14 protein-coding genes are annotated in these 14,420 nt (G+C 39.6%); 8 read left to right on the top strand and 6 right to left on the bottom strand.

Features of this window, described 5'->3' with window-relative positions:
* Positions 1-54 precede the first annotated feature (54 nt).
* Complete coding sequence (locus A9970_RS06440; protein WP_182981694.1) at positions 55-1,074, bottom strand: L,D-transpeptidase; 1,020 nt, start codon at positions 1,072-1,074, stop codon at positions 55-57.
* A 250-nt stretch (positions 1,075-1,324) separates the two neighbouring features.
* On the opposite strand from A9970_RS06440, the gene A9970_RS06435 reads away from it, so the two are divergent.
* Both A9970_RS06435 and A9970_RS06430 read left to right on the top strand, forming a co-directional pair.
* The gene (locus A9970_RS06435) at positions 1,325-1,738 is read left to right on the top strand and encodes an NUDIX domain-containing protein (RefSeq protein WP_182981693.1); all 414 of its coding nucleotides are present in this window, start codon (positions 1,325-1,327) and stop codon (positions 1,736-1,738) included.
* A 70-nt stretch (positions 1,739-1,808) separates the two neighbouring features.
* Positions 1,809-3,191: an OmpA family protein gene (locus A9970_RS06430; protein ID WP_182981692.1), complete on the top strand. Its 1,383-nt coding sequence runs from the start codon at positions 1,809-1,811 to the stop codon at positions 3,189-3,191.
* A 98-nt stretch (positions 3,192-3,289) separates the two neighbouring features.
* On the opposite strand, the gene A9970_RS06425 is transcribed toward A9970_RS06430, so the two are convergent.
* Complete coding sequence (locus A9970_RS06425) at positions 3,290-4,342, bottom strand: outer membrane beta-barrel protein (protein WP_182981691.1); 1,053 nt, start codon at positions 4,340-4,342, stop codon at positions 3,290-3,292.
* A 288-nt stretch (positions 4,343-4,630) separates the two neighbouring features.
* Between A9970_RS06425 and A9970_RS06420 the strand changes: the two genes are divergently transcribed.
* Both A9970_RS06420 and A9970_RS06415 read left to right on the top strand, forming a co-directional pair.
* Entirely contained in the window at positions 4,631-5,935 is a 1,305-nt protein-coding gene (locus A9970_RS06420) for an ammonium transporter (protein WP_153844608.1), read from the top strand.
* A 151-nt stretch (positions 5,936-6,086) separates the two neighbouring features.
* Positions 6,087-6,392, top strand: coding sequence for a hypothetical protein (locus A9970_RS06415; RefSeq protein ID WP_153844607.1), 306 nt, complete (start codon positions 6,087-6,089; stop codon positions 6,390-6,392).
* On the opposite strand, the gene A9970_RS06410 is transcribed toward A9970_RS06415, so the two are convergent.
* Positions 6,389-6,925, bottom strand: a complete 537-nt coding sequence (locus A9970_RS06410) for a lipocalin family protein (protein WP_259655337.1) — start codon at positions 6,923-6,925, stop codon at positions 6,389-6,391. The genes A9970_RS06415 and A9970_RS06410 overlap by 4 nt on opposite strands.
* 99 nt (positions 6,926-7,024) lie before the next feature.
* Here A9970_RS06410 and A9970_RS06405 point away from each other — a divergent pair, with 99 nt between their 5' ends.
* The 3 genes from A9970_RS06405 to A9970_RS06395 all read left to right on the top strand — a co-directional run bounded on the left by A9970_RS06405 (position 7,025) and on the right by A9970_RS06395 (position 10,349).
* Positions 7,025-7,486 carry a DUF4268 domain-containing protein gene (locus tag A9970_RS06405; RefSeq protein WP_182981690.1) on the top strand — a complete coding sequence of 154 codons (462 nt, stop codon included), beginning with the start codon at positions 7,025-7,027 and terminating at the stop codon, positions 7,484-7,486.
* Between the two features lie 125 nt (positions 7,487-7,611).
* A complete protein-coding gene (locus tag A9970_RS06400; protein ID WP_182981689.1) occupies positions 7,612-8,406 on the top strand; it encodes a S1/P1 nuclease in 795 nt (264 codons plus the stop codon).
* 152 nt (positions 8,407-8,558) lie between these two features.
* Entirely contained in the window at positions 8,559-10,349 is a 1,791-nt protein-coding gene (locus A9970_RS06395) for an ABC transporter ATP-binding protein (RefSeq protein ID WP_153844606.1), read from the top strand.
* An 8-nt stretch (positions 10,350-10,357) separates the two neighbouring features.
* Here the strand turns inward: A9970_RS06395 and A9970_RS06390 are convergent, their stop codons facing one another.
* A complete protein-coding gene (locus A9970_RS06390) occupies positions 10,358-11,194 on the bottom strand; it encodes a multidrug resistance efflux transporter family protein (RefSeq protein WP_235032736.1) in 837 nt (278 codons plus the stop codon).
* A 263-nt stretch (positions 11,195-11,457) separates the two neighbouring features.
* On the opposite strand from A9970_RS06390, the gene fabV reads away from it, so the two are divergent.
* Positions 11,458-12,660: an enoyl-ACP reductase FabV gene (gene fabV, locus A9970_RS06385; protein WP_153844604.1), complete on the top strand. Its 1,203-nt coding sequence runs from the start codon at positions 11,458-11,460 to the stop codon at positions 12,658-12,660.
* A gap of 100 nt (positions 12,661-12,760) precedes the next feature.
* Here fabV and A9970_RS06380 read toward each other — a convergent pair whose 3' ends face one another.
* On the bottom strand, positions 12,761-13,948 hold the full coding sequence (locus A9970_RS06380; protein WP_182981688.1) for an MFS transporter: 1,188 nt from the start codon (positions 13,946-13,948) through the stop codon (positions 12,761-12,763).
* Positions 13,949-14,001: 53 nt separating this feature from the next.
* Positions 14,002-14,253 (bottom strand): hypothetical protein, encoded by a 252-nt coding sequence (locus tag A9970_RS06375; RefSeq protein ID WP_153844602.1) that lies wholly within the window; start codon positions 14,251-14,253, stop codon positions 14,002-14,004.
* Positions 14,254-14,420 lie beyond the last annotated feature (167 nt).

Raw genomic sequence — 14,420 nt, 5'->3', positions numbered from 1 at the left:
CAAAATTAATTATTAAAGTTAATACATATTTGATTTACAGAATGTTAAATATTGTTAATCAATAACAACGACCAGTGAAGCGAGGTCTTTTGACCGTTTATAGACAAATTGAGCGTGAGATGACGCATTTCTGACGCACATATGCGACTTGGGTATTGTGCCTAGGCTCTCACTATATTCGATAATGCTACCATTGGGATTGTTGACTGGAACTCCATGTATATAGGCCCCGGCGGTAAATCGGGTGGCATAAGGTGCGAATCCGGCGTAAGTTTTGGTGCCGTCTTCATAATAAAACATCTTGGATTTGTGTTCCTGGACAACAAAGAGGCCTATTGGTGTTTCCTGGGCATGGGGAGGTTTGTGCCGACCACTCGTCACGGGATTCATGCTTCGGACAAGCCATTCGTTTCCGACTTTTTCCAAGGTGCAGATATTTTGGTTCTTCACATCGACGACATTGATGATCTTGAACTGCACGGTATCGCTAATAATACGCAGATATCTTTTGGGAACCGTATATTTTCCTTCGAATGAAATACCTTCAATCGGAATTCGAGCTATGCTGTCGGGGCCTTGTATGCGGACGAGCCAGCCGTCGCGACCGTAACGAACAGCTTTGGCGCCGTTAAGATCGTAGAGTGGTGCCGCTTGATAGCGTTCGACATTGAAACTGTCAGATACGCGTTTATAAGAGTCCCGTTTATAGTCCTGTATTGTTGGGGCTTCGCCTTTTTCATTTTGATAATTCTGTAGAACCCCATACAGCGATGGTGTCTGTTGAAAATTTTCGATAAAGGCCAGGCGTTCTTTGATCTTTTCCCATTGAAAACCGCGTGTGGTGTCTTTGTAAGGATAGCTGTCTTCCAGGGTGTATTTGTTGTAAAGCAGCTCTTTTTTTAGAATAATATCCTCAGCGGTAAATATTTTTTTCTGCTCAACCTGCTCTTTAGGTGGAGTAGGTTTTTGCTGCTCAGTTTGCTGATTGGTTTTTGCTGTGTTTTTCTTGTCCTGCTGGCATCCCGGCAATAGAAACAATATGCTTAGTATTAAACAGGTTAATCTTCGATTCATATATGGAAGTATAGATTATCGTTTTATTCCTTAAACTTAGATAATTAGTTTATTATTTGCAATTTTATTGCAGTTGAAGGAAATAGAATTGCTGTTAAACCTTACTATTCGTTTTGTGAACTGTAACAGATTTTTAATGATGAGGTGTTTATTGGGGTAAAATTTTATTTTAAAGAGCTGTCTTGAATGCAGAGGAGATATTTCTTCGATGATGGATAAAAAGTTAGTTTTGTGATCTGAAATAAATGATATGGACAAAATTGTTATTTGCTCGGCGGTGATGCTTGCTCCGGAAGGAGATTTGCTAATGGTTCGTAAAAAAGGGTCTAGCTATTTTCAGCTACCTGGGGGGAAGGTAGGGCCGGAAGAAAGCCGTGAGCAGACCTTAATTCGTGAACTGAAAGAGGAGCTTCGGTATGATGTGAGCAGCATGGAAATAAGCTTTATTGGTAGCCACAGTACACAGGCTGTAAATGAGTTAAATACGGAGGTCGTGGGCTATATCTATTTAATTAAACTGGCAGAGCGTCATGCATTTGAGGCTTACGAAGAACTGGAAGAAGTGCTGTGGATCAGTAGAGCTGATTGGCAAAGTTGCCAATGGGCCCACCTGGCATCCGAGTTTGTTCTACCAAAATGGCTTTCGGGTGATTTTGATCGTTAAATCGTGTAAGGTAAACAAATTAAACCTTTGTTTGTTAGAGTTTTATATAAACTATAAATAAATAAAGATTATGGAAAATCAGCTTTTAAAAGGGGCGAAGGACTTTTTTGACGAAGGGGCGGTCGCTCAGATAGGGCAAGTTTTAAATCAGGATAAAGAGGGGGTAAAGCAGGGTTTGAATGTAACAATTCCCGCCTTGTTTTTAGGTTTAAGCCAACATTCCGATTCCGGTAGTGGGATTTCGGCGATACTTGAAAGGGCTAAGCAGCACTTTGCGAATTTTGATTTCCAGGAGCTTCTCGGTAGTGTAAGCAAAGCAGATGGGCCCGCAGCGGATCCTGCTGTGAAAGGTGAGAATGCTCAGGGTTTATTGGGATCAATATTTGGTGGCGGTCTGGATACTGTTTTGAGTACTGTTGCCGGTTATTTGGGGTATGATGGCAGCTCCATTGGGAAATTAATGAATTTTTCTTTGCCAGCGATATTCTCCAGTCTAACAAATAAGGGCCAAAATTGGGATTTTGATCGTATCGGTCATGTTTTGGAGGAAAATAAAACCGCTTTTGCTGCTGCTGTTCCAGCTGGGTTAGGCTTAGGCGCCTTTGGGAAGCTTTTTGATGGTGCACATTTTTCTGCGCCGGCAGAATCCGCGACTGAACATGCAATTCCTGCTGATGTCGCCAAGGAGGTGGATAGTCATAAGTCAACATTCATTAATCCGGCAAATGAACTGGAAGCACATAAAGAGCCCTTGTCATTGCCAAGAGCGGAAGATTCCAGGGCAGCAATCGCTGGAGCCGGTTCTGGAAGCGGCTCCGGCGGCGGTTGGTGGAAGATTTTAATCGCCCTGGTCGTATTGGCTGCGCTTTGGTTTTTATTTGGAAAAGGCTGTAGTGGAAGTAAGCAAGACGGTGCTACCGACACCAGTGTAAACAATACAAAGGTAGAGTCAGATACTATGAAAACGGGTTCCAGTATGGTGGAGCGCGAGCCGACGGAGGTCATCTTACCCAACGGTGTCAAACTCGCTGCTTTTAAAGGCGGGATAGAGGATCACTTGGTCCAATTTTTAAAATCCGATTATAAATCGATGGGCGAAGATTCCCTGAAAAATACCTGGTTTGATTTCGATAACTTGAATTTCAAAACAGGTACAGCCGAGGTATTGCCTGAAAGTCAGGTACAATTAAGTAATCTTGCTGCGATATTAAAGGCTTTTCCTGCAGCTAATATTAAAATCGGTGGATATACAGACAAAACGGGCAATGAGGATTTTAATAAAAAGTTATCGCTTGAGCGGGCAACAGCTGTAAAGGATTACCTGGGTAAAGAGCAGCTTTCCAAACAGGTGATAGGTGCAGAGGGTTACGGCTCACAGTTTGCCAAGTATATGGCAGATGCGCCCGAATCCGATCGTATTATGGATCGTCATGTTTCGGTAAGTGTTCGATAATTGCTTTTTGCAACGCAGCTAGACCGCTTCGAAAATAAAAGGAAAGAGCAGATTCCACTGGAATCTGCTCTTTCCTTTTATGTGTAATGTAATGCTATTTAGAAACTGTAGACACAGGCCAATAGAAATTGTCCTGCAGATTTGGTCGGGCTTAGGTCATTCTTGATGAATCGTTCGGTATTTCCTTTGTCAATTCTGATTTCGGGAATAAATTTGAATCCATGGTAATTGTATTCTGCGGTCAAGGTGGTTGCGAGAATATTGGAACTAGGGATTCCATTTTCTTCCTCTTTATGCGTTTGGAAAAACTCTTCGCGTAATCCTAGTCCAAAATGTTCTGAAAAATGAATTCTTGGATAAAGTGCTACTCCAGAGTAACCCCCACCATCTCTCTTTTTATAATTTGTAGCATTTAAACCAAGAAAAAATTTGGGGGTGAAGTCATAATTAGCTACAAGATCGACCAATGTTCCAGAACTGTAATTGGTTTTACCGCCAGCAGAGGATCCTGTTAGAAAATTGAGATAAAAGCTGCTTTTATCGTTGGGGGTATAGGCCAGTTGTGATCCGACATGTGAAACTCCATTCATATCTTGATAGACATTCCAGTCGTTAAATAGTCCGACCATTAAAGCCACTTTGTCTGAGAAACTATAAGTAGCTTTTAAACCAGCGTCTTGAAATGGACCGGCACCGAATAAATAAGAAGTTGAATAATGGAAATTGTAGGTTGGTGATATCACTTCAAAACCCACAAATGTTCCCATGAAACCTGCAGTAAGATTGAGTTTTTCGGTCAGATCATAGCCTACATATAGATTTTGGATATGGAAACTGTTTTTGTCATCGCCGGCCTGGCCATCACCATTCATAATGGATCGATACTGCCCTCTAGGGCCAAAAGACAATTCTCCGACAAATGATGCTTTTTTAAACTTCTTTTTTACAGCCAAATCCACCATCCCAATAGAGACGGAGTTGTTGTCTTCGGTGAAATAGGTGTTGATGTTAGGTTTGTTTTGAAAATCATATTTCCAATAGGTATCCACTGATCCGGATATTTCTACTCCTTTTTCTTTGGTTTCTTCTTGTGATGTCGCTGTTTTTATTATAAATAATGATAAAAAGATGATTGTTAGAAGTTTTTTCATGTTTTTTTTGGTTTAAGTTTGATTTGTTTGATTTTTTAAGGCTTAATTCTTTTGTTTTGTATGTTTTGTATTGGTTTTTGTTTAAAAATTAATTGGTAATTATGGTTTTTGTGTTTGTTTCTGTGAAATTATGTAAAAAAAATCATAAAAAATAAAATAACATAGTATTTTTTTAACAAAAAGACTTTATATTTGAAAAAATTATAAGGGAAAGTAGGTTTTTGTTTTGTTCTTGTATTTTTTTAACAATTTTATTAATATATTGAAAACACTAATCAGTTTAAACAAATGAAAAAAATTATTCCACTCATTGTTCTAGTTCTTTTAGGAGTATTGGGACTTGTATTTCCGTCCATTGACTTGTCTGACTTAAACAAGGCAGAATTTGATACGGGAGATACGGCCTGGTTGTTAACTTCTTCTGCATTGGTGTTGATTATGACACCTGGACTTGCGTTTTTTTATGGCGGTATGGTTAGCAAGAAGAATGTAATTTCAACGATGATGCAAAGCTTTATATGTATGTGTTTAATGACAATCCTCTGGGTCATTGTTGGCTTCAGTTTGGCTTTCGGTGATGATATCGGTGGTATTGTAGGCGATCCGCGTACATTTTTTATGATGAAAGGTACATTAGGGAATGTTGCTTGGGGAGCGCTTCCCACTATACCTTTGGTTTTGTTTGCGATGTTTCAATTGAAGTTTGCGATTATCACACCAGCATTGATCACGGGGGCTTTTGCTGAACGTATTCGTTTTAATTCATTTATGCTATTCATTATTCTGTTCAGTATTTTTATTTATATGCCATTGGCACATGCTACTTGGCACCCTGAAGGTATATTGGCAAAATTTGGTGTTCTTGATTTTGCCGGTGGTACAGTTGTGCACATGTCGGCCGGTTGGGCAGCATTGGCAGCAGCGATTTATTTAAAAGGACGTAAACTGCAAATTCATAATCCGGCGCGCATAAGCTACGTGATATTAGGTACAGCACTCTTGTGGTTTGGCTGGTTTGGATTTAACGCAGGTTCTGCTGGTGGAGCAAATTCTTTGGCAGCTTACGCTTTTGCGACCACGACCACAGCATCAGCCATGGCCGCTATGGCATGGATATTTGTTGATATCATACGTGGAAAGAAACCTTCAGCAATGGGGGCATGTATCGGTGCCGTTGTTGGTTTGGTTGCGATTACACCAGCTGCTGGTTTTGTCAGTATTCCACATGCGATGATCATTGGTTTAGTTGGCGCGTTGGTTAGTAATCTGGTTGTATATCTGAGAAGTAAAACAAGTATCGACGATACGTTGGATGTATTTCCTTGTCACGGGGTAGGTGGCATGGTTGGTATGGTACTTACCGGTGTGTTTGCCCATCATAACATTAATCCTGTTGTTGTGGACAATGGTCTATTTTTTGGCGAAACGAAATTGTTTTTTGTTCATATGGTTGCACTATTTGCGGTGTCATTTTTTGCCTTCGTTGGTTCACTTGTGCTATTGAAGATCACCGATATTATAGCTCCATTGCGCGTCGAAGAGACAGATGAAGAGCTTGGTTTGGATGTTTCTCAACATGCAGAAGCATTGTAAACTAGTCGCAGCATAACGCATAGTTTATCCCAAACAATCTACTGCTTAGCGGTACATTGTTTGGGATATTTTTTGCATTTTTGTCCTGCCAGGAGAGGAGTGTATGATGTTATGCGCTATTTCCAGTAATTGTGCCTCTAAAAAGATTTTGATGACTACTGAGATAAAAGATACTTTGCGTTCTGATTTTGAAAAAATGATGCGTTATTGCCTACAGAAAAATGGTGATTTCGGTTTTAACCTGTTTGGCGACTATGCAGTATCCGTATTAAATTTCTATGTCGGGAGTTCAATTTTGCTGCTCAACGAAAAACGTGCAGGTGCCCTGTTCCTTGTAAATCTTTACAATGCAGGTATCAGAAATGCAATCACGCCGGAAGATGTTGAGGAGATAGCTGATGTACTCACACAGGATAAGACGTTAAACTACCAGCTGTTAGCTCCGATCTTCGACTAATGTTTGGTCCATACGAGATCACCGGTTTCATAGCCGCATTGCAGGGCATAGGTTAAAAATTCATTTCTGATTTTATCTGGAATCTCCGTCTCACGGCTCAGAATCCACATATAGTCTAGATTGTCACCAAAAATGAGTGCGTATTTATAATCAGGCGTAATTTTTACAATATTATACCCACTGTAGAAAGGACCAAAGAACGAAACTTTAAGTGCGCCTTCATTGGGGCTGTTGACAAATTTGGCTTTTCCGATAGACTGTTTCCAGCGTTCTTTGTCTTCGGAGTACCCTTGGTTATTGACACGTATCGTACCATTTTTATTTTTGCTATATTCCGCGGAAACTTGACTTAAGCCTTTTTCCCAATAGAAGTCGAGTCTAGCTATTTCAAACCATTTTCCAAGATATTTATCCAAGTCAAAAGGATCCACGACATCAGGTCGCGAGATGACGGGTTTAAAGGCATTATAGGCCACAGCCCCAAGTGCTATGCCAGTTAATAGTAATAGTGATTTTTTCTTATTCATGTTCATCTTCGAATATGTTTATCGTTAAAACAACAATTTTGATACCAATAAGGTTTAGACATACCGAGCTATTTTGCTAATTTTGTTGACTAAAAATTTGTATCGGTGTATTCAAGGGAAGAGATAAAACAATTAAAACAGTTATTCTGGACGAAGTTTGGGCAATTTATGGCTTTACATGCATCGGCAGATGGGGAGAAAGCAAATTGGATTAACTACAAGACAGGTATTAAGCATTTATACTTCAAAATGGATGCGGATAAGAAGGTGGCAACTATTGCGATACAGTGGTCCCAATCTGATGCTGGGCTCAGGGCATTAATGGCAGAACAATTTCTTCAGTTTAAAACGTTGTTGCAGGATCTTCTTGAAGAAGAGTGGATTTGGGACATGGACGGAATGGACGAATATGGAAAGCCGATTTGCCGGATCTATACAAGCTTATCCGGTTACAGTGTTTTTAAAGAGGATGACTGGGCCAAGCTCATTTCTTTTTTTAAGCCTAGAATAATTGCTTTGGATGAGTTTTGGTCTTCGGCGAAGTATACGTTCGATATTTTCAAATAATTAACATTCAGTATAGTAAGATGGGTTATTACAGGTTTGATTCCGCTTTTCAAATCCAGTTGGTGGGAGCGAACGGCGTTTTTCTAACAGGTAGGAGCTTCGTCATCATTTAAAACAACAATCTAATGAAAAAAATGATCAAGGGTTTGCTGGCAATGGCATTATGTTTTCAGCTTTCGTCGGTATTTGCGTGGGGGACAACAGGGCATCGTGTCGTGGCTGAAATTGCGGAACGCCATTTGACTAAAAAAGCCAAAAAGAATATTGGAAAAGTCATTGGACAGCAAAAGCTGGCCTATTGGGCCAACTGGGGAGATTTTATCAAATCAGATCCCAATCCTGAATTTAAAAAACTGGGGAATTCCCATTTTATAAATTTAAACTCAAATTTACCCTGGGCCGATTTTCAGTTGGGTTTAGAAAATTCAGCTGATGAGAATCTGTATAAGACAGCGCTCCGTATTGAGAAGTCCTTTGCAGATAAGACTATTCCAATGGATCAACAAAAACAAAACCTGTATTTCTTGATCCATATTCTGGGCGATGCGCATCAACCCATGCATGTTAGCCGTGCAGAGGATCAAGGTGGCAATAAGATTGAAGTAAGCTGGTTTGGAAAAAAATCAAATATCCACCGTGTTTGGGATAGTGATTTGGTAGACAATGAGAAATATAGTTATACCGAGTTTGCAACTGTTTTAGATGTGAATAACAAAAAAGAGAATGAGCAGCTGACGGCTGGAGAGCTCGCTAACTGGTTGTATGAATCAAATCAATTGGCTGAAAAGATTTACGCTGACGTAGCCAATAACGCCAATTTATCGTACTCCTATGTTTATCAAAACAAGGATATTATGGAGCAATGTATGCTAAAAGGTGGCTTAAGGCTAGCTAAAGTATTAAATCGAATTTTTGGTTAATATTGCGGCTACCGCAAATTGTTGGAAAGGCGTATCATGAAACGATACGCCTTTTTTGTGTTAGTACGTCGTTGTGATCAAATTGATTTTATGCTTTTCATTTAAACAATGTCCCTAGATTAGTTGTTTCCTCTGTATTAAAATCAATTTCAATGACTATCCCGCAATTATTTAAAAAAATTGTTCCCTTTGCCAAACCCTATCGTCAGTTGATTATTTATACCTTGTTATTAACGGTAGTGGGGTCTTTTGCTGCGCAAATAAATGCTTTTATTTTACGGTATACCGTCGATCAAATTAATGACCTGATGGTCGCCAAAGAACCCTTATCAAAAGGCATGTATCTAGTAGGCATGATCAGTATTATTTTGTTAATTAAAGAAATAGTCTATGCTTTTGTTCAGTTTGGTCAGAAATTTTACGGAGAGAAACTTCGAATTTATATCGCACGGGACTTCTCTCAATCCATTGTAAACCGCATTTTAACCTATAAGTTAGCCTTTTATACCTCAACCGATAATGAAAGTGGAAAATTGGCTACCCGGATAGATGCCGGTATTAGTTCGTTGACACGTTTGGTCCAAAATTTCTTTATTGATATTCTGCCTTTGTTTGCAAATGCAATCATTGCATTAATCTGTATGTTCTACGCTAATGTATATGTAGGTCTGGTAGGGGTGGCTGTTATTCCTTTGTATCTTTATATTAGTCAGACCCAAGCCTCCAAGTTGACAGGCTTTAGAAGGCAGATGCGCAATTACCGGGAGTCGAAAAATAACCGAATCATTAGTTTGATCGATTCAATTTTAGTAATTAAATCATTCGTTCGGGAGCCAGAAGAAGCTAAACGTCATGAAAAGATCCAATTTGAAATGACTGAGAATCAAATGGAAACTCGAAAAACGAGTTTTCTTTACGACAGCATTAAAAATTTTGTCGAACAGATTGCTGTTGTCATTATCATTGTTTTAACGGCTTATCTTGTTCTCTCTGGCCAAATCACTATTGGTGCGATTATGTTTCATATCATGTTATTTAATAACGTTTCGGCGCCAATACGTCAGTTGCACCGTATTTATGATGAGGTAAACGATGCCCTGATCTATTCAGAATCTTTCTTCGAAATTTTGGAATCTGACGAGCATATTGAATCAAAAGGTGATTATAAGCCAGCACATATTCAAGGACATTTGGCGTTGCGGAATGTTTTTTTTGAATATCCAAATGGAACCGTTGCTTTAAAGGACGTGAATTTTGAGATCAAGCCGAATGAAATAACGGCTTTAGTGGGGCTGAGTGGGGCCGGGAAAAGCACGATTATCAACTTATTGGACAAATTTTACGAACCCAGCAGCGGCCAAATTTTTTTGGACGGGGTGGATCTGGCAAAGTACGATACAGCGTTTCTCCGTCGACATATCGGTATGGTATTGCAGCGTAATCATATTTTTAAAGGGACTATCTTTGAAAATATTGAATATGGTAAAATGGGAAGTTCTAGGGAAGAAATCATTGAAGCAGCCAAGAAAGCCTATATTCATGAGCAGATTATGGATCTGCCCAAGGGTTACGATTCGGATGCGCAGTCACTATCAGGGGGCCAACAGCAGCGGATCGCCATAGCCCGTTTGTTTTTAAAAAATCCACCCATTATTTTTCTCGACGAGCCTACGGCTAATTTGGACGCCATCGCGACCGAACAGATTAAAAATAGTTTGGATGCCATAAAGAAAGATCGTACAGTAATTATCGTTTCCCATAGTATCTCTCAAATCATCGATTCCAATGCCATTGTGGTCATGGAAAAGGGAATGGTGGTAGAGAAAGGACAACATGAAGATCTATACGCACATAAAGGAACCTATTATGATATTTTCTCAGCAATGGCCAACAGTTTAAATCTGAGTAAAATAAGCAGAACATTACAATCAGATGAAAGGTGAGCGTATTATTAACTTGTGCGACTATGTAAAATCATGCCAATAACCACCATGACAATACCAATACAGGAATATACATTTGGAAGCGCCGCCTGCAGGATAAGAATTTCGCCAACCAACGTAAAAATAACTTCCATGGCCTGTGTTGCCTCTACAGCTGCCAATGCTTTATGGTCCTGATGAACGAAATCGGTAGCTGAGAAAAATAAAAGTGTTGCAATCACTCCTGAAAAAATGGCTACCAAAAAGGTTTGGAAAAGTTGACTATCAGTAGGTAGGCCATTATCAAAATAGCCAAATAGGCTCAGGATAATCCAAAATGGCATACTACAGAGTGTCATGCCGAGTGTACGTTGAAAAGCATCCAATCTATTGTTCGATATTTTCATCATTTTACGGTTGCCTAAGGGGTAGGCAATAGCGCCGATCAATACAGGGATGGTTCCCAATAACATTGTGTTTAAAGAGGTTGACTGGGCCTCTGAAATTTGCATCAAAAGAATACCTAAAAAAATAAGGATGGAGAAGAGGAGTGAAGCTTTTGATATGCCTTTTCGTTGCCCTTTCTTATCGAGCAGCGGACCAATGAACATGCCGGCTATAATAGTGAATTCGAAGGTGCTGGCTACGAGCCAAGATGGTCCATAATTTGCGCCATAGGTAAGTGCTGCATAGAATAGCCCGAATCCGATAGTGCTCCAAAGAAGCCATTGCCAAAGGTTGGATCTGATTTCTTTGAGTAAATCGATGAGGTTTCCTCTTATGGCAACAATGAGAAGTAATATTGGGAGCATCCAAATAAAACGTAAAGAGGCTGTCCATTGCCAACTTCCGCCGGAGATTGCCATAATACGGTTTAGAACGAAGGTGCTAGCAAAAAATAGCGCAGCTAGCGTTCCTAAAAAAAGTGCATTTTTTTTATTCTTTTTTATTGTAAATTGGATTGGCATAAATAAAAGGAGTGCGATGTATACTTAACTTTGTGAAAGTAAGCAAATGTCCGTTCAAATGGAAATGAAACAAAAACTAATTGATTTTTATCGCGATTTTCTCATTTAAAATTCCTTATTTTGCCTAATCAATAAAACAAGTAGTAAGAAAATTAATCAAGATGATTATACAACCAAGAACTAGAGGTTTTATTTGTTTAACCTCGCATCCACAAGGGGCTGCGCAAAACATTAAAAATCAAATTGAATACGTGAAATCCAAAGGTGAGATCGCGAATGGTCCAAAGAAAGTATTGGTAATCGGTGCTTCTACTGGATTTGGTATTGCATCTCGGATTTCTGCAGCATTTGGTTCTGGAGCTGCTACAATCGGTGTATTTTTTGAAAAACCTGCAGCAGAAGGCAAGCCAGGAACTGCTGGATGGTACAATTCGGCAGCTTTTGAGAAAGAAGCCCATGAGGCGGGATTATATGCCAAAAGTATCAATGGCGATGCTTTTTCGGACGAAGTGAAAAAACAAACTATTGAGCTTATTAAAAAGGATCTAGGACAGGTTGATTTAGTGGTTTATAGTTTGGCATCACCACGCCGTACGCATCCAAAAACGGGCGTAGCACATGCTTCTGTTTTGAAACCTATACAAGAGCCTTTTACCAATAAAACGGTGGATTTTCATACGGGTGTAATTTCAGACATTACCATTCAGCCTGTTGAAAATGAAGAAGATATTGCGAATACCGTAGCTGTTATGGGTGGAGAAGACTGGAAGTTTTGGATCGAAGATCTTAAAGCTGCTGGTGTGTTAGCTGAGGGAGCAAAAACAGTTGCCTATTCTTACATAGGTCCTGAACTTACTTATCCAATTTACCGTAATGGTACAATTGGTCGTGCAAAGGATAATTTAGAAGGAACAGTGCCTGCAATAAACGCGATTTTGAGCGATATTAATGGTGTATCCTATGTATCGGTGAATAAAGCCTTGGTTACACAATCAAGTTCAGCTATTCCAGTTGTTCCTTTATACATTTCTTTATTGTATAAAGTCATGAAGGAAAAAGGCATTCACGAAGGTACAATTGAACAAATGCAACGTTTGTTTGCTGAGCGACTTTATACCGCTGACGGAAAGGTATTGCTTGATGACAAAGGTCGTATCCGTGTTGATGACTTAGAAATGCGTGAAGATGTTCAGGCTGAAGTTGCAGCATTGTGGGAGAAAGCAACAACTGAAAATTTAGCCGAAATTTCAGATATTGAAGGTTACCGTAACGAGTTTTTCAATTTGTTCGGTTTCAATTTCGACGGTATCGATTACAACGCTGATACCAATGAAGTTGTTGGAGTACCGAGTATTGAAGGTTAATTTTAACGGATATACCTACAAAAAGAGCGGTGAATGTATAAACATTCACCGCTCTTTTTGTAGGTATATCTTTGATGCTATGATTTATGTTTAGGGGAGACTATGGTGTCAGCTCACGCCGTTTTTGATAGAGTAGGTTGCCAACAACGGCAAAACCAATGGAGACCATAATGGTACTAAATGGGTATATCGCTGTCATACCCATATTATTGGCCACAAAGCCAATTAAAGGGCCTGTGATTCCTAGTGAAATGTCAATAAATAGCCCGTAAGCAGCCAGAGCAGAGCCTTGTTGACTTTGATCTACCCGCTTAATGGCTTCGACACCGAGCGCTGGAAATACAAGTGAGAAACCAAAACCCGTTAATGCGGCGCCCAATAGGGTCCACAATGGATCCATAGCCACAGCAATAACCGTGAGACCTAATGTTTCAACGAAAAGACTCACTAAAGCAACTTTAAGGCCACCATATTGGTCGATAACCTTATTGAAAATAAGCCGTGTTAAAATGAAGAATACGCCAAATATAGTTAAGCAAGCTGCGCCATTTTGCCAATTGAAATGTTCATAGTAAAGCGTCATAAAAGTGGAGATACTGCCAAAGCCTAGACCTCCTAAAGCAAGGCAAATCCCAAAGGGCGCTACTAAAAGCAATACACGTTTAAAACTCACTTTTTCAGCCTTTTTACGTGCCACTTGATAGGGTGTTTTAGTGCGGCAATAAAAATAACCAAGGAGGCCAACTGCACTGGTAAGTAGAGCCAAAGCTTCGTAATTGATATGATTCACCATCAAAACACCTAAGGGTGCACCAATAGCCAATGCACCATAGCTGGCTATTCCGTTGAAAGAAATCGCTTTTGCGGCATGTTCATCGCCGAGTTCCATTAATGCCCAATTTATAGGGCTCGCACCCACAAGCCCCTCTCCAATTCCAGTAAACAAACGGGTAATAAGCAGGAGACCCAAGCTTAGAAGAGGCTGAGAACGGAATAGAAACACAAGCAGTAGAAGGAGTCCAGATAATGCAAAAAATAACATGCTGCGCAAAACTGAAATCTTGGGACCCTTGGTGTCCACAATTTTTCCTGCATAACCACGGAGTAGGAATGTAGCAATATGCTGAACGCTAATGACCAATCCCGCAATAATTGTATTAAATCCTAAAGTTTGATGAATAAAGATGGGAAGGGTAGCAAGCGATAGGCCGATTGTGAAATAACCAAGGAAAGTTAAAGAGACATAGCCTAAAATCTTTTGACTGACCTCCCGAAGAGAAATTGTCATTATAAAAAATTTTAGGCGAAATTACGTCTTTATGCTTGTTTTTAGAAATAAAATCAATAAACAACTGTCTCTTTAATATCACAATTCTTTTCGAGCCATTGCTGATCAAATTGTTTTGGGGAAACTCTTTTGCCCTGATAGATGTAATAAATTTTTTCTATCTCGCCTTTCACCGGTGGACCGGGTATTTTGTTTACAATTTTTTCTTCCGGGCAGTCTTGTATTAAGGCCTGCTCCTTAACTTGGCGAGTTTTACATGATGTGAAGGCAGCTACAATGATAAAAAGATACAATAGTTTATTCATGAGTTTAGTTTTAATAAAATATTAACGTATTACTTGCGTGGAATGCGACATTAATTTGTGAAATAGCATACAACTTTTTGAACGACTATTTGTTCTATAAAAGATACCTGAAAGGCTAGAAGCCTGACAGGAGAAATTGACATGAGAAAAGTTAAATTGAATAATTG

Origin of the sequence: Sphingobacterium sp. UME9, from assembly GCF_014170215.1 — a bacterium.
Classification (GTDB): domain Bacteria; phylum Bacteroidota; class Bacteroidia; order Sphingobacteriales; family Sphingobacteriaceae; genus Sphingobacterium; species Sphingobacterium paramultivorum.
This window is presented reverse-complemented; position numbering and strand designations above follow the sequence as displayed.

Coding starts and splice junctions, on each gene's coding strand:
- A9970_RS06390 (WP_235032736.1), bottom strand. CDS start 11,194: ATGGCAATCTCCGGCGGAAGTTGGCAATGGACAGCCTCTTTACGTTTT.
- A9970_RS06380 (WP_182981688.1), bottom strand. CDS start 13,948: ATGACAATTTCTCTTCGGGAGGTCAGTCAAAAGATTTTAGGCTATGTC.
- A9970_RS06410 (WP_259655337.1), bottom strand. CDS start 6,925: ATGAACATGAATAAGAAAAAATCACTATTACTATTAACTGGCATAGCA.
- A9970_RS06430 (WP_182981692.1), top strand. CDS start 1,809: ATGGAAAATCAGCTTTTAAAAGGGGCGAAGGACTTTTTTGACGAAGGG.
- A9970_RS06415 (WP_153844607.1), top strand. CDS start 6,087: ATGACTACTGAGATAAAAGATACTTTGCGTTCTGATTTTGAAAAAATG.
- A9970_RS06420 (WP_153844608.1), top strand. CDS start 4,631: ATGAAAAAAATTATTCCACTCATTGTTCTAGTTCTTTTAGGAGTATTG.
- A9970_RS06435 (WP_182981693.1), top strand. CDS start 1,325: ATGGACAAAATTGTTATTTGCTCGGCGGTGATGCTTGCTCCGGAAGGA.
- A9970_RS06375 (WP_153844602.1), bottom strand. CDS start 14,253: ATGAATAAACTATTGTATCTTTTTATCATTGTAGCTGCCTTCACATCA.
- fabV (WP_153844604.1), top strand. CDS start 11,458: ATGATTATACAACCAAGAACTAGAGGTTTTATTTGTTTAACCTCGCAT.
- A9970_RS06400 (WP_182981689.1), top strand. CDS start 7,612: ATGAAAAAAATGATCAAGGGTTTGCTGGCAATGGCATTATGTTTTCAG.
- A9970_RS06425 (WP_182981691.1), bottom strand. CDS start 4,342: ATGAAAAAACTTCTAACAATCATCTTTTTATCATTATTTATAATAAAA.
- A9970_RS06440 (WP_182981694.1), bottom strand. CDS start 1,074: ATGAATCGAAGATTAACCTGTTTAATACTAAGCATATTGTTTCTATTG.
- A9970_RS06395 (WP_153844606.1), top strand. CDS start 8,559: ATGACTATCCCGCAATTATTTAAAAAAATTGTTCCCTTTGCCAAACCC.